General features: G+C 43.9%; 22 protein-coding genes and 1 tRNA gene. 6 read left to right on the top strand and 17 right to left on the bottom strand.

Features of this window, described 5'->3' with window-relative positions:
- Positions 1–24: 24 nt before the first annotated feature.
- From JRG66_RS01540 to JRG66_RS01605, 14 genes are all read right to left on the bottom strand, one after another.
- On the bottom strand, positions 25–897 hold the full coding sequence (locus JRG66_RS01540; protein WP_265163988.1) for a 5-oxoprolinase subunit C family protein: 873 nt from the start codon (positions 895–897) through the stop codon (positions 25–27).
- Positions 894–1,619 (bottom strand): 5-oxoprolinase subunit PxpB, encoded by a 726-nt coding sequence (gene pxpB, locus JRG66_RS01545; protein WP_265163989.1) that lies wholly within the window; start codon positions 1,617–1,619, stop codon positions 894–896. Before pxpB ends, JRG66_RS01540 begins: the two co-directional genes overlap by 4 nt.
- Positions 1,616–2,356: a 5-oxoprolinase subunit PxpA gene (pxpA, locus tag JRG66_RS01550; RefSeq protein ID WP_265163990.1), complete on the bottom strand. Its 741-nt coding sequence runs from the start codon at positions 2,354–2,356 to the stop codon at positions 1,616–1,618. Before pxpA ends, pxpB begins: the two co-directional genes overlap by 4 nt.
- 89 nt (positions 2,357–2,445) lie before the next feature.
- The gene (locus JRG66_RS01555) at positions 2,446–3,597 is read right to left on the bottom strand and encodes a DUF2891 domain-containing protein (protein ID WP_265163991.1); all 1,152 of its coding nucleotides are present in this window, start codon (positions 3,595–3,597) and stop codon (positions 2,446–2,448) included.
- Positions 3,598–3,605: 8 nt separating this feature from the next.
- A complete protein-coding gene (locus JRG66_RS01560; RefSeq protein WP_265163992.1) occupies positions 3,606–5,144 on the bottom strand; it encodes a YifB family Mg chelatase-like AAA ATPase in 1,539 nt (512 codons plus the stop codon).
- A gap of 261 nt (positions 5,145–5,405) precedes the next feature.
- Positions 5,406–5,480: transfer RNA gene (locus JRG66_RS01565), tRNA-Pro, on the bottom strand.
- Positions 5,481–5,870: 390 nt separating this feature from the next.
- The gene (locus tag JRG66_RS01570) at positions 5,871–6,317 is read right to left on the bottom strand and encodes a DoxX family protein (protein ID WP_265163993.1); all 447 of its coding nucleotides are present in this window, start codon (positions 6,315–6,317) and stop codon (positions 5,871–5,873) included.
- An 86-nt stretch (positions 6,318–6,403) separates the two neighbouring features.
- Complete coding sequence (locus JRG66_RS01575) at positions 6,404–6,973, bottom strand: YceI family protein (RefSeq protein WP_265163994.1); 570 nt, start codon at positions 6,971–6,973, stop codon at positions 6,404–6,406.
- A gap of 57 nt (positions 6,974–7,030) precedes the next feature.
- On the bottom strand, positions 7,031–7,663 hold the full coding sequence (locus tag JRG66_RS01580; RefSeq protein ID WP_265163995.1) for a DsbA family oxidoreductase: 633 nt from the start codon (positions 7,661–7,663) through the stop codon (positions 7,031–7,033).
- A 5-nt stretch (positions 7,664–7,668) separates the two neighbouring features.
- The gene (locus tag JRG66_RS01585) at positions 7,669–8,148 is read right to left on the bottom strand and encodes a hypothetical protein (protein WP_265163996.1); all 480 of its coding nucleotides are present in this window, start codon (positions 8,146–8,148) and stop codon (positions 7,669–7,671) included.
- Between the two features lie 45 nt (positions 8,149–8,193).
- Positions 8,194–8,721 (bottom strand): YceI family protein, encoded by a 528-nt coding sequence (locus JRG66_RS01590; protein ID WP_265163997.1) that lies wholly within the window; start codon positions 8,719–8,721, stop codon positions 8,194–8,196.
- Positions 8,722–8,910: 189 nt separating this feature from the next.
- The gene (locus JRG66_RS01595; protein ID WP_265163998.1) at positions 8,911–9,492 is read right to left on the bottom strand and encodes a Crp/Fnr family transcriptional regulator; all 582 of its coding nucleotides are present in this window, start codon (positions 9,490–9,492) and stop codon (positions 8,911–8,913) included.
- A 265-nt stretch (positions 9,493–9,757) separates the two neighbouring features.
- Positions 9,758–10,057 carry a HigA family addiction module antitoxin gene (locus tag JRG66_RS01600; RefSeq protein ID WP_265163999.1) on the bottom strand — a complete coding sequence of 100 codons (300 nt, stop codon included), beginning with the start codon at positions 10,055–10,057 and terminating at the stop codon, positions 9,758–9,760.
- A 12-nt stretch (positions 10,058–10,069) separates the two neighbouring features.
- Positions 10,070–10,351: a type II toxin-antitoxin system RelE/ParE family toxin gene (locus JRG66_RS01605; protein WP_265164000.1), complete on the bottom strand. Its 282-nt coding sequence runs from the start codon at positions 10,349–10,351 to the stop codon at positions 10,070–10,072.
- Between the two features lie 230 nt (positions 10,352–10,581).
- Between JRG66_RS01605 and JRG66_RS01610 the strand changes: the two genes are divergently transcribed.
- Genes JRG66_RS01610 through scpA form a run of 6 tightly spaced genes read left to right on the top strand, consistent with a single transcriptional unit; the run spans position 10,582 to position 16,701 of the window.
- Positions 10,582–11,760 (top strand): PQQ-dependent sugar dehydrogenase, encoded by a 1,179-nt coding sequence (locus JRG66_RS01610; protein ID WP_265164001.1) that lies wholly within the window; start codon positions 10,582–10,584, stop codon positions 11,758–11,760.
- Positions 11,760–12,194: a c-type cytochrome gene (locus JRG66_RS01615; RefSeq protein WP_265164002.1), complete on the top strand. Its 435-nt coding sequence runs from the start codon at positions 11,760–11,762 to the stop codon at positions 12,192–12,194. The genes JRG66_RS01610 and JRG66_RS01615 overlap by 1 nt, the downstream gene beginning before the upstream one ends.
- A gap of 49 nt (positions 12,195–12,243) precedes the next feature.
- Complete coding sequence (gene udk, locus JRG66_RS01620) at positions 12,244–12,852, top strand: uridine kinase (RefSeq protein WP_265164003.1); 609 nt, start codon at positions 12,244–12,246, stop codon at positions 12,850–12,852.
- A gap of 18 nt (positions 12,853–12,870) precedes the next feature.
- Positions 12,871–13,188, top strand: coding sequence for an FtsB family cell division protein (locus JRG66_RS01625; protein WP_265164004.1), 318 nt, complete (start codon positions 12,871–12,873; stop codon positions 13,186–13,188).
- Between the two features lie 42 nt (positions 13,189–13,230).
- Entirely contained in the window at positions 13,231–14,622 is a 1,392-nt protein-coding gene (locus JRG66_RS01630) for a methylmalonyl-CoA mutase subunit beta (RefSeq protein WP_265164005.1), read from the top strand.
- A 3-nt stretch (positions 14,623–14,625) separates the two neighbouring features.
- Positions 14,626–16,701, top strand: coding sequence for a methylmalonyl-CoA mutase (gene scpA, locus JRG66_RS01635; protein ID WP_265164006.1), 2,076 nt, complete (start codon positions 14,626–14,628; stop codon positions 16,699–16,701).
- Between the two features lie 84 nt (positions 16,702–16,785).
- On the opposite strand, the gene JRG66_RS01640 is transcribed toward scpA, so the two are convergent.
- The 3 genes from JRG66_RS01640 to JRG66_RS01650 all read right to left on the bottom strand — a co-directional run bounded on the left by JRG66_RS01640 (position 16,786) and on the right by JRG66_RS01650 (position 19,959).
- Positions 16,786–18,153, bottom strand: a complete 1,368-nt coding sequence (locus tag JRG66_RS01640) for an O-antigen ligase family protein (RefSeq protein ID WP_265164008.1) — start codon at positions 18,151–18,153, stop codon at positions 16,786–16,788.
- Positions 18,154–18,227: 74 nt separating this feature from the next.
- Positions 18,228–19,346: a glycosyltransferase gene (locus tag JRG66_RS01645; RefSeq protein WP_265164009.1), complete on the bottom strand. Its 1,119-nt coding sequence runs from the start codon at positions 19,344–19,346 to the stop codon at positions 18,228–18,230.
- Positions 19,347–19,563: 217 nt separating this feature from the next.
- Complete coding sequence (locus tag JRG66_RS01650) at positions 19,564–19,959, bottom strand: four helix bundle protein (protein WP_265164010.1); 396 nt, start codon at positions 19,957–19,959, stop codon at positions 19,564–19,566.
- Between the last annotated feature and the right edge of the window lie 58 nt (positions 19,960–20,017).

The following is a 20,017-nucleotide window of genomic DNA, read 5'->3' on the forward strand; positions in this document are numbered from 1 at the left end:
ACAACCTTATGGAAATGGCACCTTCTATTTTTTGAATTGGCTGTACTCAAGCAGCTTTATCCCGAACTTTTCACCCGGCAATTTCTGAACCAAAGTATTTATTCCTGTCTCTGTTAACTGAAGAATTCGGGGATAACCACCGGTAGTTTGCCCGTCTCTCATCAATGCGATTAAAGTACCCGAAGGCGTGAGCTGCACCGTACCGGGAAGCACCGGCCCTGTAAGAATCGCCTCCAGCTTGTTCTCCAGTTTTTCCTGAAACTGAATTCCCATACGATTGCTCTCTTTTGCTGCTGAAAAACGCCATTTTTGAAGCGCTTCTTTTTCTGAAGGCTGAAGCAGCTCAAACTCGGGCCCAGGTAATGCCTCAACTACTACCGAAGCGATGTGCTCATCAACTTTAACCGAAGAAAATCTGGAAACAGATTCGGGCTCAGTCTCCAAAAAAGGCAATTTCATGCCCTTTTCCAGTCGGCTGTTTGGAGTTACACCGGCATACCAGCTTCTGCTGCCAAGCACTTTCCCGGTTTGAAAGCCGCCTTTGATCGCCAGGTAAGCCCTATAGCCACTTTTTCTTTTTCCGAAGCCAAGCACCTGCCCCGGCAGCACGTTCACCACCTGATTGTTTTCCAGTTCCACGCCGTCGAGTTCCGGAGAGAGCCGGGCTCCCGTAATGGCAATTTTAGCAGCCCCAAAAAATGCCATTTTTGGCCCCTGCAGCGTGATTTCGAGCAGCGCGGCCTCTGGTTCATTCTTCAGCAGAAGGTTGGCGAGTTTTGCCGCCTGCCTGTCCATGGCTCCCGATGTGGGCACCCCAAATCCGCGATAGCCGTACCTACCCAAATCCTGAATGCTGCTGTATAATCCCGGCTGTATAATTTCCACCTGCGCCATCATAGTTTTTCAGATTTTATACTGAATTCCCCTCTTTTCACCAGTTCCAAAATTCTTTGATGCTCCTCCAGGTCTACCTGGTAAAACCTCAGCCTGTCACCCGCCGAAATCTTACATGGTTTATCTGCTCCCGGATCAAATAATTTTACCGGCGAATTGCCAATAATATTCCATCCGCCGGGACTGGTTTGCGGGTAAATTCCCGTCTGTTTTTCACCAATTCCCACAGCCCCTTTCCGCACCTTTTTCCGGGGATGGGATCTACGGGAAAAATGAAGTTTTTTAGGCAGCCCTCCCAGGTATAAAAAGCCGGGCAAAAAACCCGTAAAATACACCAGGTAATCTACCGAAGAATGCAAGCGGATTATTTCCTTTTCCGACAGGTTTTTCGCTTTGGATATCTCCCCGAGATCAAGTCCAAAAACATCATCATAACACACCGGAACGTGAAATAATTCAGATTCAATAATTTCATCTATATTAGCTCCTGAAAACTCTTCCAAAAGGGCACAAACCTCATTATAAACATCCTCTATACATAACAGGTAATTAATTATTAATGAGTTATATGCACTTATTACCTCAACCTTTTGTTTAATTAATTTTTCCTGAAGGAATTTCTTCAACTTTACTACTTTCTCAAGGATTTCGGGAGAAATTTCTGGTTCAAATTCTACCAAAACAGCCCCCTCACCCATTCTCTTTATCTTCGGAAAGTCACTCATCGAGCTTTGTAGATTTCGATATTTTTGGCAGGTAATTCCCTGTGGAGATATTCAAGAATTTCTACCGAATTGGGAGTATCGCCGTGCAGGCAAAACGTGCTGGCAAAAGTGTTAATTTTCTGGCCTTTTTGAGTGGTGATTTTTCGATTAGACACCATGGTCAAAAGGTGCTGCAGCACCTCCTCTTTTTTGGTGATTAAGGCACCGGGTTCCTGCCGGTTCACAAGGCTGCCGTTTACATTGTAATTCCTGTCGGCAAAGGCTTCAAATTTCAGCTGTAATTTTGCTTTTGCCAACTCACTTATTACAGAACCTTCAGCCACGTAAAGCACAAGTTCTTTCCCAAATTCCAGGATAGCATCTACGATAATTTGGGCGACTTCAGCATTGTGAAAAGCGTCGTTATAAAGTGCCCCGTGAGGTTTCACATGGGTAAGTACGGCCCCTTCAGCTTCGGCAATCTGCTTCAGGCTCATAATTTGTGCGACCAGGCTTCTTTTTAGCTCCTCTTTTTCCATGGGAATAGAAAGCCTTCCGAAGTTTTCTTTATCGGGATACGACGGATGAGACCCTATTTCAACGCCGTGTTCCATAGCCAGATCAACCGTATGCTGCATAGTCTCAAGCGTTCCTGCATGGCCGCCGCAGGCAATATTACAGGCAGATATGTGCGGCATGAGCTGTTCGTCATGCTCCCCTCCTTCTCCAAGATCGCAGTTTATGTGTACTTTTTTCATTGTAATAGCTCTCTAAATCTTTATAAATAGCCTTGCAACCGGAACAATGGATAAAGATCGTCCGGGAGCAGAATTCACAATTTCGGCCCTTACATTTTCTTATTACTTTCCTGTATGGCGTAAAGAGCAAAGCTACCAAGCCAGTGGCCGCCTTCATAGCTGTCGCCCACCAGGTTTGGAAAAGAGTAAGCCACATGCTCGTTGGCCAGGGCCCTCAAATGCCCGTACTGCTCGGGATATTGATTGGCGAGGCCGTAGAAGACCCAGGCCCGGCTAAAATTGAGCCCGTCGAGGTGCACCAGTTTCCCGTCGGTCCTGTCACTTACTTCGGCTACTTCCATGCTAAAATCTTCTTTTTGCAACTGCGGAAGGAAATCCTGCATCCACAGGTCAAAAGTTTTCCGCGGAAGCACGCGTCGCATGATATCTACTTCAGCAAGGCAGGGCGACAGAAAATCGAATCCGCCCGGTTCCCATTCAATAGGGCAGTTATCGTCGTTTAAATAGTAATCTTTGGCCCTTTTCTCGATCAGCATTTGCAGGTCTTCATCTCCTGCAGTCGAGGCATAATCGTGCGCCAAAGACAAAGCAAAGGCCGTATTGGTGTGTTCCCCAACCCTGATGGAGTAGTTTAGCTTTGGAAGAAATTCTTCAAACTTTTGCACCATAAGATTGGTAAGGGGCTGCAGGTTGGCACGGAGCTCTGCTGCTAACGGATCGTCCCAGGTGTGCAGCTCTTCGGCCAGTTTTAAAACCCATGCCCAGCCATAGGTGCGCTCAAAACTTCCTTCCTGCTCCCGACTAAAGTATTGCACTTCCTGTTTAATATTTTCGGCGGTAAGAGAATTCTTTAAAACTTCCCGAATCTTTTCGGCTTTCTTCATTTCGGGGAATTTTTTCAGAAGCTTAACGAGCGACCAGTGTGCATGCACGGCAGAATGCCAGTCAAAACACCCGTAAAATGCGGGGTGCAGCTCCCGGGGCTCACCAATGTCGCCGGCTTCGGCGAGGGTCTGGTTGAGCTTGTTAGGATATTCAACCCCAATACAGTTAAGTGGAAGCCTGGCCAGCTTATTGGCCTCCTCTACAGTTAAAGTAACGGCCTTTGAAGGTTCGAGTATGGCCACAACTTCATCTACAAGAGTAGAGTCTGTTTCAACACCTTCATTTACCTGGGTTTCATCATTACCTTTACAGGCTATTACTGCAAACGCAGCGATCACTAAAAATCTCTTTTTCATACTATAAATTATCCAAGCCAGCCTTCCCTGTCGAGGCTGCGGTATTGTATGGCTTCACTTATGTGAGCTCCTTTAATTTTTTCTGAATCCTCTAAATCGGCAATGGTACGGGATACTTTTAAAATTCGGTCATAGGCGCGGGCAGAAAGGTTGAGCCGCTCCATAGCCACTTTTAGCAGGTTCATGGAATCTGCATCAAGCGCGCAATGCTCCCTGATCTGTTTTACATTCATTTGTGCATTGTAATGCACCTTATCATTATCTGCAAATCTTTCGGTTTGCCTTTGTCTTGCGGCGATCACCCTTTTTCTTATTTCCAGGCTGCTCTCCCCACGCCTTTCATCGCTAAGTTTTTCAAAAGGAACCGGTGTAACTTCAATATGTATATCGATCCTGTCTAGTAATGGTCCGCTTATCCTGCTTAAATACCGCTGCATTTCGGCCGGGGAAGATGTGGCAGGAGAGCCGGGATCGTTAAAGTATCCGCTGGGGCTTGGGTTCATACTTGCCACCAGCATAAAACTTGAAGGGTATGTCACGGTGAATTTTGCCCTAGAAATAGTCACTTCCCTGTCTTCCAAAGGCTGTCTCATCACCTCTAAAACACTTCTTTTGAACTCCGGAAGTTCATCGAGGAACAGGACCCCATTATGGGACAGAGAAATCTCTCCAGGTTGCGGATAAGCCCCCCCGCCTACCAATGCGACGTCGCTTATCGTGTGGTGCGGACTCCTGAAAGGCCGGTGAGCCATAAGCCCTACATTTTCTTTTACCCTTCCCACCACACTGTGAATCTTTGTAGTTTCCAAAGCTTCGTGCAGGGTCATGGGCGGCAGGATACTCGGCAGCCGCTTTGCCAGCATGGTTTTTCCCGCTCCCGGCGGACCAATTAAAATAATATTATGCCCACCCGCTGCAGCAATTTCCATACAGCGTTTGATAGATTCCTGCCCTTTAACATCGGCAAAATCGTGCTCCGGGTTTTCCAGCTCCTGGTAAAACTCTTTCCTGGTATCAATTTCGGTTCTGTCCAGGGCTTCCCCTTTGTCAAAAAAGCGGATGATCTCATCTATATTTTCAATACCATACACTTCCAGGCCACTAACAATAGCAGCTTCTTTCACATTTTGCTTCGGAAGAATAAAACCTTTAAAACCCTCTTCCTTGGCCTTGATGGCTATAGGCAAAGCCCCTTTTATGGGTTGCAGGCTCCCGTCAAGAGAGAGTTCCCCCATAATGATATAATCGCCTATGTTAGTTGCTTTTATTTGCCCTGAAGCCATTAAAATGCCCATGGCAAAGGTGAGGTCGTAAGCAGAGCCCTCTTTCCTAAGATCGGCAGGAGCCATGTTTACGGTGATTTTTTTCCCCGGAAGCGAATATCCCACGTTTTTAAGAGCCGCGGCAATCCTGAAACTGCTTTCTTTTACGGCAATATCGGGAAGTCCTACCAGGTGGTATCCAATGCCGGTATCAACGTTTACTTCCACCGTGATGGTGGTGGCTTCAACGCCAAAAACCGCACTACCGTATACCTTTACCAGCATTAAATAAAATCTTTTGACTAAAAGTAGTAAAAATTTCGGCTTAAGATCTTAATGTTCTGTTTAAACAACAAGTAGATCTTTTAGACCAGATTTTGTTTGGAAGGTAATTCTGGAAAGTATGGATTTTTTTGAGGGAGATAACTTTGGATATCCAGCTAAACCGGAACTTTTGAGATTGACTCCAAATATCGGAACACCTCAATACAAAAAAAGAAAGCCCTGTGTTTACAGGGCTTTAAAGAAGATTATTTGTTAAAAAAGTCGGGGTGGCAGGATTCGAACCTGCGACCTCCTGCTCCCAAAGCAGGCGCGATAACCGGGCTACGCTACACCCCGAATTAACAGCTAAAGCAGTTAATTCAAAATTCAATATTTTAAAATTTCCCAATTCCAATTATCTGCCAAAGCAGGCACGATAACCGGTCAGGAGTTTATCCTGAGCAAATTTCCAGATAAATCTGGAGAAGAACTAAGCCCTATATCAGCTTATGCTGATAAATTTCAATAAACAGTTTTCAAATTCCAACAGGCGTAAATCCTGAATCCTGAATTTGTTTAGCGGCTGCAAATATAAGAAAGTAGTTGGCATTGAAGCCCAATTCCTGCTCTTTTTTGAAAATTTACTGAAGTAAATAAATTTTCAGGGGCTCTCCTCCAGTTGTTGTTTCCTGATAAAAACCAATTTGCCCAGGAAAACCTTCTAAAAATAAGCTTTTTAAGGCATTATTATAATGAATTGGCCGGCTGTTGCTTCTCCACATTCCTTATCAGGAAAGCATCAACAGAGAACTTACCTGCCCCCAATATAAGTAAGGCGAGGTACGTCAATAAATAATGCAGCCCCAGTTCCTGATTTGCGAAAGGATCATTTGCGTGAATCACAAACACTGCCACCAGCATGGTAATCATTAAAGGGATTGTGGCAAACCTTGTTGTAAGCCCAAGGATTAGTAAAATGGAGCAGAAAAATTCGGCAAATACCGCAAGGATTAGTGAAAGTGTAGGGTTCATACCCATCACGCCGGGAAATTGCACCTCTCCTCCTGCCATTAACAGCTCGAGCTTTGGCAGGCCGTGAACCAGCATCATTGCCCCAACGCCTATTCTTAGCAACAACAGCACCACATCTACCTGGATGTTTGTATAGTTTCTATTGAAAAATGTATGCAGCATATCGTTTATGATTTAAAGGAGCCGGAAACCAGAATTGTTTTGTAGGGGAAACATTTTGAAGGTCCCCGACCCCAAAAATACTATTTTTAAGCTTTCTTAAATTCGGCGTCAACGTCTATTACCACCTTGTCGCTCAATACTGCTTCAGGAAAATCGGGTCCCAGGTTAAAATCAGATCTTTTTACGTCCCCGCTTATGGCAAAACCTGTAATCAAATTCCCTTTTTGATCTTTTACGGTACCGCGGTGCCAAACCTCAAGCGTTACAGGCTTGGTCACGCCATGAAAAGTAAGGTCTCCTGTCACTTTGTATTTACCTTCGCCAACTTTTTCTGAAGAAGTGCTTACAAATGTCATTTTTGGATACTTTTCAGCATCAAAGAAATCGGCGTTTTTAAGGTGGTTGTCCCTCATCTCCACCCCGGTGTCTATAGAAGGAACCTGGATCTCCACTGTGTATTTCGCATCGCTGAAATCTTCTTCGGAAGCTTCGATCGTAGCATCAAATTCATTGAAAAGGCCTTCAACTTCCGAAATTGTCATGTGCGTAATTCCGAAGGAAACCTGTGAGTGGGCTTTATCGGCCTTCCAGGTGGTTTGAGCAAACACGCCTGTACTTAAAAAAGCAATAGTTAAAAGAGAAAGTAATTTTTTCATTTGTTTAAAGTTTTTGATTAGAGTTTGTGATTTTTAGTTTCTTGTAATTGTTAATTGCTAAGGGTTCATGGTTTTCTGGAGTGTTTCCAGAAAAGCTTCGGCAGGTTGCGCTCCCGAAATGGCGTAACGGTCGTCAAACACAAAAAATGGCACTCCGCGTACCCCAATATTCCGCGCTTCCAGCTCATCCTGTTTTACTTCGTATTCAAAGTCATCAGAATTCAGCATGGCTTTAACCCCGGCCTCATCCATTCCTATTGAAGCGGCTGTCGCCACCAGAACTTCAGGATCATCTATGTTCTTTGAGGCTTCAAAATGGGCTTTGAACAGGGCTTCTTCTATTTCGTTACCCAGATCTTTTGATTTCGCCATCTGAATGAGTTTATGGGCTTTGAAGGAATTTGCCAGCACCGAATCTTCAAGATGAAAATCAAGGCCTGTTTCCTTTGCCATTTGCGTGGCCCCGCTCAACATTTGCCTGGCCTGCTCTTTGGTAACCCCTTTGGTTTCCACAAAGTAATCAAGCGTGTTGATGTCTGTTCTTGTTTGTAGAGCCGGGTCAAGCTGAAAGCTCTTCCAGGTGACCTTCACCTTATCTTTATGCTCAAATTTTTCGAGCGCAGCTTCAAATTTCTTCTTTCCTATATAACAGAAAGGACATCTAACGTCTGACCAGATTTTGACTTCCATATATATTATTTTTGTTGGTAACCGGCAGCTTCAAAGAACTCCTGTACATATTGATTTGCTTCTAAATTCCTTCCAAAAACGCGGAATTCTGAACCTTTTATTTCCAGCTCTACCAGCCTTGAATGCGGCAGCAGTTCCTGAAAACAAAATTTTTCGTGTTCCGAAGTCTTTACGGGTCGATGAGAAATGACCACAACAGTTTTTTGGGTCGAAACCTGCCTGATCCTTTCAAAAAGAACAGGTTCAATCTCTTCGGGCCTGGTAAAAGCAATAATCTCGGCTTCCCAGCAACCTTCCTTCTCGCACGAAATAAATTCTACTTCGGTAGGTTTTTTTAATTCTTCCAGCTGGGCCTTCACCTTAGAGACCACCTCTTCATTGTGGGAGATAAACAGCAGGCGCAAGTCCTGCTGTACCGCCGCTTTTGTGAGAGCAGGGCAAAACTTCCCGGTATCTCCAATAACTGCTATTGTTTTCTTCACCATCTTCTTCATTTTTTAGTGTTGCCCGCGCTTTAACTTTGAATGAAATTAAGCTTCTTTTACAAACTGAACTTCAACATTTATTTTTATCTGGTCACCCAGCACCACGTTTCCTGCTTCGGTCACAGCATGGTAGGTCAACCCGAATTCTTTTCGGCTAATTTTTCCCGAAACGGTCAATCCGGCTTTGGTTTGTCCGTAAGGATCTACCACCTGTCCGCCATACTCAACATCAAGAACAACGGTTTTGGTCACATCTTTTATAGTAAGCTCGCCTTCAACCGTATCATTGTTCACATCAAAGCTTTCAGCCTTAAAAACAAGGTAAGGATATTTTTCAACGTCAAAGAAATCGCCAGATCTAAGGTGTTCATCCCTTTGCTCATTGCTGGTGTCTATAGATTTTACATCGGCCTTAAATTCAACATTGTTCACTTTTTTGAATTCATCGCCCTCACTTTCGGCACCACCTTCAAAAACTTTGAACTTCCCTGTAACGGTAGAGATCATTAGGTGCTTTACCTTAAAAGTTACTTCACTGTGGGTTGGGTCGATGTTCCATTTTGTACTTGCCATATCTTTTGTTTTAAATGATTAATTATTTACAAGGCAAATTTACGGGCGATGCTTGCCGTGGCCAATGACCTATGATAATAAATGAACGTGATCTATGTCACGGTTTTCTGCGGAAAGACTCATTTTCAAACCAGTACACAACTGAATTTGAAAGACAGAAGTCAAAAATGACATTTTTGAGGAGTATTTTTATGAACCCGAAGTAATCTGGCTGCGAATACGGCTTAGCGTTTCGCGTGTCACCCCAAGGTATGAGGCAATCATGTGAAGTGGCACCCGCTGAATCACATCGGGGAACTGCTTCAGCATTTTCTGGTAACGCTCCTCGGCCGTGGTACTAAAAGTTCCCATGAGCCGGCGTTGGGTGGCAATCAGGTTGTTCTGGATAAGAATCCGGAAATAGCGCTCAAAAGCCGGGACTTCATCAAGCAATTGGTCCCATGACTCTTTGGTGATGAGCAAAAGCTCACTGTCTTCGAGGGCCTCAATATTATATTCTGAAGCTTCGCCTGTCAGGAAGCTGTAAAGGTCTCCGCTCCACCAGCCTTCAAGGGCAAACTGCAGAATGTGTTCGTTGCCTTTTTCATCTATGGTAAAACTCCTAAGCAGCCCTTTTTCTACAAAAATGGTGTAGATACAGGCATCTCCATCTTCCAGGATGAAGCGCCTTTTCCGAAGTTTTTTAGGCTGAAACAAGGTTTTTGCATACTCGAATTCCTCTTCACTTACCGTGATGGTATCATTGACCTTTTTTTGTAGAAATTCAAACATGGCAAAAGCGAAATATGGGCTAAAGATAGATATAATTTCCGAGGCTATATCCGCTTTTCATCACCTGCTTCTATGATGGAATAAGCTTATAAAATGCCATTTTTGACACTTCAGGAGTTTTAAATGTCTCCTTTGTTTTCACAGCAGTCTTCTAAAATGAGAAGGGAAGTAGCTTTTTGCGTGATGTTGAAGCTTTAAAGCCTTTGTTAAGGATATAAATTCCTGCAAATCTAACTTCAAAATCCCCGATTTAAAACGTACAGAGTTAGGCCGGGTTATTTTCCAAAGGCTTTATATTACTCAACTCTTCCTGCTTTAAGATTTTTTCTTCTTCCAGATCGTAATCATCCTGTAAGCCTAACCAAAACTTTGCAGTTGTCCCAAAATATTTTGAGAGCCGAAGTGCCGTATCGGCAGTTATTCTTCTTTTCTTTTTAATGATCTCACTAATTCGGGTTTGGGGAATAAAGGTTTCCTTGGAAAGTCTATAAGCTGATATCTCCATCGGATCTAAAAATTCTTCCTTTAAAATTTCTCCGGGATGTATGTTTTCTAGTTTTATCATATTCCTTTCTTTTTAATGGTAATCAATGATTTGAAGTTCAAATGCACTGTCATTCTTCCATTTGAATATTATTCTCCATTGCTTGTTAATTCTAATGCTATAAAAACCTTCCAGGTTTCCGCTCAGTTTTTCTAAGTGGTTAGCTGGAGGAATTCTCAAGTCATTTATGTTTTGAGCGTTATTTATCATTCTTAATTTTCTTCGAGCCACGTTCTGAAAATTAGCAGGAAGCTTTCTTAACTGGGTGCCATGCCAAATCTTGTTAGCTTCCTTGTCTGCAAATGATTTTATCACAATTAATATTGTTAAACGGTACTAACGCCAAAGATAAGTAAAAAGAAAAAATATGTACGATAAAAACCTTGCTCTTTAACTGCTCCTTCCGGGCTTTTCTTCCCTCTCAAAAAAGGCATATCGGGCGTGCTCTTTTTCGCCCTTAAGCCCATTTCCAATCTTCATGTTTTTCTTATTATCTTTGAAGTTCCCTTTTACGGGAGGTTCAACCAATCTATAAAAACCTTAAGATGAAAAGACTCTTTATTCTTAGCCTTGCCCTTGGTTTTATTGCCTGCGGCGAAAATAACGGGAAAACACAGGAACCCGGCGAGGTGATAGACAATGACACTATTGTGGGGAATTCTCCAGTGACCATCCCTGAAGAAGAACTCACTACAGCCGAATATGAATACGAAGTGGTAGTTCCCGATCTTGAGATTGCATGGGGTATGGATTTCCTGCCCGATGGCAGCATCCTTATCACCGAAAAAAGCGGGGAACTTATCCACTTTAAAGATGGCCAAAAACAACAGGTACAGGGCGCACCCCAGGTGTACAACCGCGGCCAGGGCGGATTTCTTGATGTAGCCGTTGGCCCTAATTATGAAAGTGACGGCTGGATCTATTTTACCTATGCTTCCGAAGAAGGTGAAGGCGAAGGTGGCAATACGGCTTTAATGCGTGCAAAACTGGAGAACAATCAGTTAACCAGTAAAGAAGTTCTTTATAAGGCCACGCCTAATTCTACCCGTGGTCAGCATTTTGGCTCCCGGATTTCTTTTGACGGGCAGGGGCATTTGTTCTTTAGCGTGGGTGACCGCGGCGATCGCGACGTAAACCCGCAGGACCTTACCCGCGACGGCGGAAAAGTGTACAGGCTCAACCTTGACGGCAGCATTCCGCAGGACAATCCATTTGTAGGACAGGAAGAAGCCTTGGACGCCATTTATTCTTACGGTCACAGGAATCCGCAGGGAATGATCTACAATGAAAGCACAGGCGAGATTTGGGTTCATGAACACGGCCCACAGGGAGGCGACGAGATTAATGTGGTAAAAAAAGCTGCTAATTACGGCTGGCCACTGGTAAGCTACGGAATTAACTATGACGGCACATCCTTCACCGATGAAACTTCGGGGCCAGATTTTGAAGATCCGCTTTATTACTGGGTTCCTTCAATTGCCCCAAGTGGTTTTGTACATGTAACTTCAAACAAATATCCAGAACTTCAGGGAGACCTGTTGGTGGGTTCCCTAAAGTTCCAGTACGTGGAGCATTTATCGATTGATGGTAAAACCGTGACCGCCCGTGAGAAAATTCTTGAGCAAATTGGCAGGGTTCGCGATATTGTACAATCGCCTGAAGGTGACCTGTATGTTTCGGTAGAAGGAAAAGGTATTGTTAGAATTATTCCGAAGCAACAGTAATGAAGAAACTCTTAACGGCCTGCCTGCTGCTAGTTTTATGCGGATGCAAGAATTCTTCCGAAGAAAAAACTGAAGAAACCGCCCGGGTGGAATTCTCTCCGCAAATGAAAGAAAGTATTTCGCGCGGCGCCCGGGTGTACAACAACTTTTGTGCTTCCTGCCATCTCTCGGGCGGGGAAGGCATAAAAGGTGTTTTTCCACCGCTTCAGAATTCAAACTGGATTAAAGAAAAGCAGGAAGAATCTATACACGCTATTAAATATGGCCTGCGCGGCCCAATTAAGGTCAATGGCGAGAAATACGACAACCTCATGCCTGCTTTGGGCTTAAGCGACCACGAAATTGCCGATGTGATGAACTACATCAACAATTCCTGGGGCAACAGCCTTAACAGCGAGGTGACCGAAGAAGAAGTAGCCGCTATAAAAAAATAAACCATATTTATTAAATCGGTAAATAATTACCTTTGCCGAAAATTAAAATATGTTGATCATTGGAATTGCCGGAGGTACCGGGAGCGGAAAAACTACTGTTGTAAATCAGATTATAGAAGAGCTCAAAAATGAAGAAGTAGATGTGATCTCTCAGGATTCCTACTACCAGGACACCAGTCACCTCACTTACGAGCAGCGTACCAAGATCAATTTTGATCATCCAAAATCTATAGATTTTGATTTGCTGGTCTCCCACCTTAAAGATCTTAAAGCAGGCAAAAACATTCAGCAGCCCGTGTATTCTTTCAAGCAGCACAACCGCACGGGGGAAACCATTACCATAGAGCCGCGCAAGGTGATCATCGTTGAGGGGATCCTCATCCTCACCCACCCCGACATTAGGGAGATGTTTGACATCAAGATCTACGTACATGCCGATAGTGATGAGCGCCTTATACGCCGACTTAAGCGCGATATTGCCGAAAGAGGCCGTGACCTCGAAGAGGTTTTGAACAGGTACCAAACCACGCTTAAGCCCATGCACCAGCAGTTCATAGAGCCCACCAAAGAATTTGCCGACATCATAATCCCTACCAATCGCTACAATACTGTAGCTGTTGATATTGTACAAACAATCATTCGCCAGCGTTTACTGTAATTTTGTATATTTCGGGTTATGAAGCTAAAAGACATCCGCAACAATAGATGGGTACGCATCTTTGCCAACAAATATACGCTGGTGCTGGCGGCTTTTTGCTTCTGGATGCTCTTCCTTGACAGTAATTCCTGGTTGATTCACCGAGAACTCGACCTTGAGATCGACGACCTGAAAAAGAACAAGGAATACTACCTCAACGAGATCTCACGCGACAAAGCCATAATGGATAATCTTAACGATTCCCTCGAGCTTGAAAAATTTGCCCGGCAGGAATATTTCATGAAGAGGGAAAATGAAGAGATCTTTATCATTGAGTATAAGGAAGCAGTAGATTAGGTGCCAAAAATGGCATTTTAGAGGCCCTTTAATTTTATGGAAATGAGAGAGAATTTATTCAGTGAATTTGAAGAAGTATCGGCCAAACAATGGAAACAGAAGATACAGTATGACCTGAAGGGAGCCGATTACAATGAAGCTTTGGTGTGGAAATCTCTTGATGGCATCAATGTAAAGCCTTTTTACCATGCCGAAGAATCACCAGAGCCCATTCAGCCTGGAAGTCCTTTAAAATGGAACGTCACCCAGCAGATCTATGTCTCTTCTGCTGAAAAAGCCAATAAAAAAGCCCATGAATCCCTTCGGAAAGGCGCCGAAAGCATCTGGTTTATACTTCCTTCCGAAGAAATCGAGCTAAAACAGCTTTTTGAAGGCCTAAATCCTGAAGTTCCCATATACCTGAAGCCTGAAGTTGCTTCCGAAGAATTTTTCCTAAAGCTGGATGAGCAGGTAAGGCCAGGTTCAAAGGTTTTCCTTCAGTTTGACATTATAGGAAATCTTGCCCGCAGCGGCAACTGGTACAAAAATCAGCAGGAAGACTACCAACTTCTTGACACCCTGCTCCAAAAATGCCATAACCTTGAATCTTTTATTTCTGTCGATACCGGGCTTTATCAAAATGCCGGTGCTACCATTCCGCAGCAGCTGGCCTACGCCATGGCTCACCTCAATGAATATCTGAATCACATTAATGAAAGAGCTGGGGAGTCAAAAAGGGCAAAATTCCAGTTCCTTGTTTCGGTAGGGCCAAATTACTTTTTTGAGATTGCCAAAATAAGGGCACTGCGCCTTTTATTTTCAACCCTTAGCAGCGAATATGGTCTTGATACCGGCTGCGACATACTTTCACAGCCCACCCGCCGCAACAAAACCCTTTACGATTACAATGTAAACCTGCTGCGCACCACTACCGAATGTATGAGTGCAGTGCTTGGCGGCTCAAACAGCGTTTGCAATATGGCCTATGACGCCATTTACCATAAAAACAACCACTTTGGAAGCCGCATAGCCCGTAACCAGTTACTGATCCTTAAGCACGAAAGCTACTTTGAGAAAGTGGCCAATCCTGCTGAAGGCAGCTACTATATTGAAACCCTTACGCACGAAATGGCCGATAAAGCCCTGGATATTTTCAAGAATATTGAGAAAGGCGGTGGCTTTGTCACTCAATTAAAAGAGGGAATTATTCAGAAGAAAATTTCTGAAAGTGCAGCCAACGAACAGCAGGCTTTTGATGAAGGCAAACTGGTACTGGTGGGAACCAACAAATATCCTAATGCGCAGGACAGGATGAAAGACGAGCTGGAGCTGTATCCGTTCGTGAAGCAAAAACCGCGAAAGACGCTGCTGCAGCCGGTGATTGAAAAACGTTTATCAGAAAAAACAGAACAGGAAAGATTACAGCAGGAAGCAAGTACTAACGGCGAAAAATAAGATATGAGCAGAAAGGATCTTCAGCATTTAAAACTGAAAAATATTAAAAAAGATTCCAAAAGACCCGAAAATGCCTGCGAGTACAAGGATCTGCCTCATCTCAATTTTGCTGCGGGAATTCCGCCTTACCTGCGGGGGCCTTACAGCACCATGTACGTGATGCGGCCCTGGACCATTCGCCAGTACGCCGGGTTCTCAACCGCCGAGGAAAGTAACGCCTTTTACCGCCGCAACCTCGCTGCGGGACAAAAAGGGCTTTCGGTAGCCTTTGACCTTCCCACCCACCGCGGGTACGACAGTGACCACGAAAGAGTGGTGGGAGACGTTGGGAAAGCAGGGGTGGCCATAGACTCGGTAGAAGACATGAAGGTGCTCTTTGACCAGATCCCGCTAGACCAGATGTCGGTTTCCATGACCATGAATGGGGCGGTACTGCCCATACTCGCGTTCTACATCGTGGCTGCCGAGGAACAGGGCGTAAAACCTGCACTGCTTTCAGGAACCATTCAAAATGACATTTTAAAGGAGTTTATGGTGCGAAACACCTACATCTATCCTCCCACTCCTTCGATGAAGATCATTTCTGATATTTTTGAGTACACCTCCAAAAATATGCCCCGCTTTAACAGCATTAGTATCTCGGGGTACCACATGCAGGAAGCAGGTGCCACCAGTGAGATCGAACTGGCCTACACTTTAGCCGACGGACTAGAATACATCCGAAAAGGCCTCGAAGCCGGGATGAACATCGACAGTTTTGCACCGCGCCTGTCCTTCTTCTGGGCCATAGGTTTAGATCATTTTACTGAAATCGCCAAAATGCGTGCAGCCAGGATGCTGTGGGCAAAACTGGTGAAACAGTTCAACCCGAAAAACGAAAAATCCCTCGCGCTTAGAACGCATAGCCAGACCAGCGGCTGGAGTTTGACCGAGCAGGATCCTTTCAACAACGTGGCACGTACTTCTATAGAAGCTGCCGCTGCTGCTTTTGGGGGCACCCAGAGTTTACACACCAATGCCCTTGATGAGGCTATCGCCCTGCCCACAGATTTCTCTGCCAGGATTGCCAGGAACACCCAGCTGCACCTGCAGCAGGAAACCCAGATCACGCGGACTGTAGACCCATGGGCTGGTAGTTATTATGTGGAAGAACTCACAGACAAGATCGCCCATAAGGCCTGGGAGCTTATCCAGGAAGTGGAAGAGCTGGGCGGTATGACCAAAGCCATCGAGGCCGGAATTCCAAAGCTAAGAATAGAAGAAGCCGCAGCCATTAAGCAGGCAAGGATTGACAGCGGCCAGGATATAATTGTAGGGGTAAACAAATACCGCAGGGAAAAAGAAGACCCCATCGTGACCCTGGAGGTAGATAACCAGTCGGTGAGAAGGCAGCAAATTGAGCGGCTTAATCAGCTGAAAGCCGACAGGAACAATGAAACAGTAAAACAGGCGCTTCAAAAACTCACCGAAGCAGCAAGATCGGGGCAGGAAAACCTCCTGGCGCTGGCTGTAGATGCCGCCCGTAAGCGCGCAAGCCTTGGGGAGATAAGCGATGCTTTGGAAGAAGTTTACGGCAGGTACAAAGCACAGATAAAATCATTTAGCGGAGTGTATTCAAAAGAGATCAAAGACGATGCTTCCTTTAAAAAGGCGAGAGAAATGGCCGACAAGTTTGCTGAACAGGAAGGCCGACGCCCCAGGATCATGGTGGCAAAAATGGGACAGGACGGGCATGACCGTGGTGCCAAAGTAGTATCTACAGGTTATGCCGATGTTGGTTTTGACGTGGATATTGGGCCACTTTTCCAAACCCCGGCAGAAGCTGCAAAACAAGCCGTGGAAAACGACGTGCACATTTTGGGAGTTTCTTCTCTGGCTGCAGGGCACAAAACACTGGTGCCACAGGTGATTGAAGAACTCAGGAAACACGGCAGGGAAGATATTATGGTAATTGTAGGCGGGGTGATCCCGTCACAGGACTACCAGTTCCTCTTTGACGCAGGTGCCGTAGCCGTTTTTGGCCCCGGAACAAAGATTAGTGAAGCGGCCATTCAACTGCTAGAGATCTTGATTGACTAAGGTTGGTCAGTAATGGCTAACGGATATCAATGCTATTGTTCTAAATTTACAAAACCTGAGATAAGCAAAATTGAACTGAGAACCTCAGGAGTGAGAACTTCCAACTAAGCCGGGTTTTCTTTCGTTAATTATGATCCTTCTATCGGTTCTTTTATCTTCAACTATATACAATAATGCCAGCCCATAAACAAATGCGGGGAGTGCTATTCTCATGGCAGAGTGGTTTACGGTGAGAAACCAGAACAACATAAAGCAAAGAAAGAAGTAGTTATTTTTAAATTTCAGCCAGAAGAGTAAAGGTACAACCACTAAAATTGTAACTCCCAGAAGACCTAATAAACCATGTTCAGAAAGGAGCCTGCTCACTTCACTGTGCGTAGCAATTTCTTCTCCCAGTTCTTTTTCTCTATAAGATTTAGCTTTTCCCACCCCAACTCCGACTACCGGATTATGATAAAAAGCTTCAAGTTCAGTCGACAAGAGGTCTACTCTTCCGGTAGTCAAATCTTCCTTCTCTCTACCCCTTGCGTCTTTCCCGGTCCATCTATTCACTATCAAACCCGAACTTCCGGCTGCCGAAAATGCCCAGGAAGCAAAAAGAACTCCTCCCAGAAAAATAACTTTCAATTGTAATTGCCTTTGCTCTCTTCGGTCTTGTTTGTAGTACAAAAGCATAATAAAAGCCACGGCACATATCACTGCAGTAACTATTCCTCCCCTGGAAAAAGTGATCAAAGCCCTGTAGCTCATCATACCCAACAATCCCAGATCAACAAGGTTGACCAATTTCCCCTTAATGTCAAACAGACGAATGACTAATAATAAACATCCCATTCCCATTATCGTGGCAATCTGGTTTGGACCGTATCCTCCAGTAGCTGCATAATTTGCACCTATGTTAATGACCATCTCCTGCAAACTTGGGGTATAAAAATAGAGGTAGAACATATTAGTTATTATGGGTAATAATAACATTAACAGGACCCTCTGAAAATCTTTTCTTGAGATTTTCTTGTAATAACAGTAGACAGCTGAGACCCCGAGACAAACAGGTCCACTGAGATTAAATGCCACTGCTTTTCGAAACACCTCATCATAATCGGGGTTAAGGGAAGCAATTACAATCCCCGGAACAAGAATCAACAGGTAAAGCCAGAAAGGTGTTGTCTTTGCGGAAGCTCCTTTAAAAAGCATACCGATAAGCAGAAAAATTATTACAGCATATTTTCCTGTCTCATAGAAAATAGCTCCTCCGGTCATCCTCCAAAAAATTTCAACTCCCGCAATATACGCGGCTGCCATTAAGGCTTCATTGTTCTTATTCTTTTTTTGAAGTATGATAAATATGAAGTAAGCAAAAACTGAGAAGAAATAAAGCATGGAAAGAGGCTCATACAGGTAAATTGCAAAAGCTATACCTATATGAAGCAGCAACAGCTTTATGTACTCCACCTGTAAGAGTTTCTGAATAACTTTAGGTGATCTCCTGTTTCTCAACAATATCTTCTTTAATCAACAATACTTTTTTATTTCTCCTGATGAACATACAACTCTTTTAAAAAATCTAAAAGCTGTTCTACTACCTGTTCTTCAGAATAATTTTGAAAAACCCTTTTTTGAAAGGCAACCGCATCCCGGTTCCTCTCTATTTCATTTTCAAAGTAGTATTGCAGTGCTTTAAAAAAGGCTTCAGCATCTTTAGGCGGGACCACCAGGCCATTACCTCCCACTACAGCTTCGCACTCTCCTACCGCGGTGCAAACCACCGGCAAACCTGCAAGACCATATTCAAGCAGGGCAACAGGCAAACCTTCTGAAGAAGAAGAAAGTACCCCAACATCGGCCTGGGCCAAAAAATCCGCAACCTTCCCCTGCTCTCCGTAAAAATGAACTTTCTCATTCAAGCCATTCTCTTTCAGGAATTTTTTTAATTCTTTGGAATAGAGATCTTCTTCCTCCTTTCCTATTAAATGCAGACTGACAGAAGAATCGATCTCTACCAATATTTGAAAGGCCTTGAGAAGGGTCAGGTGATCTTTGGGCTGTTTTAAATTGGCCAAATGCACTATTTTAAAACCCTCTGTCACATTAAGCCCTGGTAACGCTCCACCTTCAACAAGACGGGATGGAAAATTGGGGATATAACTTACTTTTTTACAATTCAAATTCTTTTCAGCCCAATCTTTGAGTTGGGAGTTAACACAAATAATTCCGTCGAAGTATCGCGAAAAAATAGATAATATCCCTGGCTTTAATTTTTTTTCCGCTCTTTCTCCAAAATGGTCATGCCACACCAGTTTCACTTTTGGAAGAGAAATTTTTAGCAGTACAGCCATAAACCAGGAGCTGCCGTGGGCCTGAATGATGTTTATTTTGTTCTTCCTTGCAAAACTTCTCAGTTTAAAAAGTGCTTTTAACCCAAAACGGCTTCGTTTCTCCAGGAAAAGGTAACCTACCTGCGGTGCCAGCTGGCTTTTCAGTAAACCTTCCATACGAGTACAGCAGAGAAAAGAACCGTCAATCCGCTTTGCCAGGGCATTGGCATAATTGACGGACATGCGTTCGGCGCCGCCGGGGCGCAGGCTGTCGATTAACTGTAGGACACGCATGTTGATTCCTGGCTCATTATGATATTCCCTTTTCATTATTGTTCAACGTTTAACGTTCAAGGTGCATTCTGCAAACGTTCAGCGTTAAACGTTCAGGGTGCATTCGTTTTCAATTTTTAATTTCAATCCTTTTTAAATTTTGAACCTTTTAAACTGGATCTGTTTATAAAATTTATTAAAGGTTTAATTTTCGCAATTTCCTTTGACATTCTTGAAGAAAGTTCATCGGTGCATCCGCTTCCTTTTTATAATTTCAAGCCTTTTTAAATTTAGATCCTTTAAGGTTAGATCGGTTGAGAAAATTTATAAAAGCCGTTATTTTTGCGATTTCCTTTTCACATTTATTGGCCAATTGCAGAAACTCTGCTTCTGTGATCAGCTTTTTATCCTTTGCCCGATACAGTTGAGACTTCAACTCAGAACAGGAGCCACGGGAGAAACCAAGAAAATTTCGAAATTCAAGATTTCCTCCTCTTCCAAAGCCTTCTGCTATATTATCCATTATGGAACCTGAGCTTCTATCCATTTGGTTTAGCAAAGAAAACCTTTTTCCAAGATGCGTAGATTCAAAAAGCACCTCCAGATCCTGGCATATCTCCCGGCCTAATTGCCAAATCTCGAGATCCTCAAACTTTTCAATTTTCCCCATAGTTTTTTTAAACGTTTAACGTTCTCGGTGCATTCTGGAAAGGATTGAAATATTTGGT

The sequence above is a fragment of the Salinimicrobium tongyeongense genome, assembly GCF_026109735.1.
GTDB lineage: Bacteria > Bacteroidota > Bacteroidia > Flavobacteriales > Flavobacteriaceae > Salinimicrobium > Salinimicrobium tongyeongense.

What these genes read in the sequence shown, in the direction of transcription:
- JRG66_RS01540 (WP_265163988.1), bottom strand. Translation starts at nt 897, where the DNA reads ATGATGGCGCAGGTGGAAATTATACAGCCGGGATTATACAGCAGCATT.
- pxpB (WP_265163989.1), bottom strand. Translation starts at nt 1,619, where the DNA reads ATGAGTGACTTTCCGAAGATAAAGAGAATGGGTGAGGGGGCTGTTTTG.
- pxpA (WP_265163990.1), bottom strand. Translation starts at nt 2,356, where the DNA reads ATGAAAAAAGTACACATAAACTGCGATCTTGGAGAAGGAGGGGAGCAT.
- JRG66_RS01555 (WP_265163991.1), bottom strand. Translation starts at nt 3,597, where the DNA reads ATGAAAAAGAGATTTTTAGTGATCGCTGCGTTTGCAGTAATAGCCTGT.
- JRG66_RS01560 (WP_265163992.1), bottom strand. Translation starts at nt 5,144, where the DNA reads ATGCTGGTAAAGGTATACGGTAGTGCGGTTTTTGGCGTTGAAGCCACC.
- JRG66_RS01570 (WP_265163993.1), bottom strand. Translation starts at nt 6,317, where the DNA reads ATGCTGCATACATTTTTCAATAGAAACTATACAAACATCCAGGTAGAT.
- JRG66_RS01575 (WP_265163994.1), bottom strand. Translation starts at nt 6,973, where the DNA reads ATGAAAAAATTACTTTCTCTTTTAACTATTGCTTTTTTAAGTACAGGC.
- JRG66_RS01580 (WP_265163995.1), bottom strand. Translation starts at nt 7,663, where the DNA reads ATGGAAGTCAAAATCTGGTCAGACGTTAGATGTCCTTTCTGTTATATA.
- JRG66_RS01585 (WP_265163996.1), bottom strand. Translation starts at nt 8,148, where the DNA reads ATGGTGAAGAAAACAATAGCAGTTATTGGAGATACCGGGAAGTTTTGC.
- JRG66_RS01590 (WP_265163997.1), bottom strand. Translation starts at nt 8,721, where the DNA reads ATGGCAAGTACAAAATGGAACATCGACCCAACCCACAGTGAAGTAACT.
- JRG66_RS01595 (WP_265163998.1), bottom strand. Translation starts at nt 9,492, where the DNA reads ATGTTTGAATTTCTACAAAAAAAGGTCAATGATACCATCACGGTAAGT.
- JRG66_RS01600 (WP_265163999.1), bottom strand. Translation starts at nt 10,057, where the DNA reads ATGATAAAACTAGAAAACATACATCCCGGAGAAATTTTAAAGGAAGAA.
- JRG66_RS01610 (WP_265164001.1), top strand. Translation starts at nt 10,582, where the DNA reads ATGAAAAGACTCTTTATTCTTAGCCTTGCCCTTGGTTTTATTGCCTGC.
- JRG66_RS01615 (WP_265164002.1), top strand. Translation starts at nt 11,760, where the DNA reads ATGAAGAAACTCTTAACGGCCTGCCTGCTGCTAGTTTTATGCGGATGC.
- udk (WP_265164003.1), top strand. Translation starts at nt 12,244, where the DNA reads ATGTTGATCATTGGAATTGCCGGAGGTACCGGGAGCGGAAAAACTACT.
- JRG66_RS01625 (WP_265164004.1), top strand. Translation starts at nt 12,871, where the DNA reads ATGAAGCTAAAAGACATCCGCAACAATAGATGGGTACGCATCTTTGCC.
- JRG66_RS01630 (WP_265164005.1), top strand. Translation starts at nt 13,231, where the DNA reads ATGAGAGAGAATTTATTCAGTGAATTTGAAGAAGTATCGGCCAAACAA.
- scpA (WP_265164006.1), top strand. Translation starts at nt 14,626, where the DNA reads ATGAGCAGAAAGGATCTTCAGCATTTAAAACTGAAAAATATTAAAAAA.
- JRG66_RS01645 (WP_265164009.1), bottom strand. Translation starts at nt 19,346, where the DNA reads ATGAAAAGGGAATATCATAATGAGCCAGGAATCAACATGCGTGTCCTA.
- JRG66_RS01650 (WP_265164010.1), bottom strand. Translation starts at nt 19,959, where the DNA reads ATGGGGAAAATTGAAAAGTTTGAGGATCTCGAGATTTGGCAATTAGGC.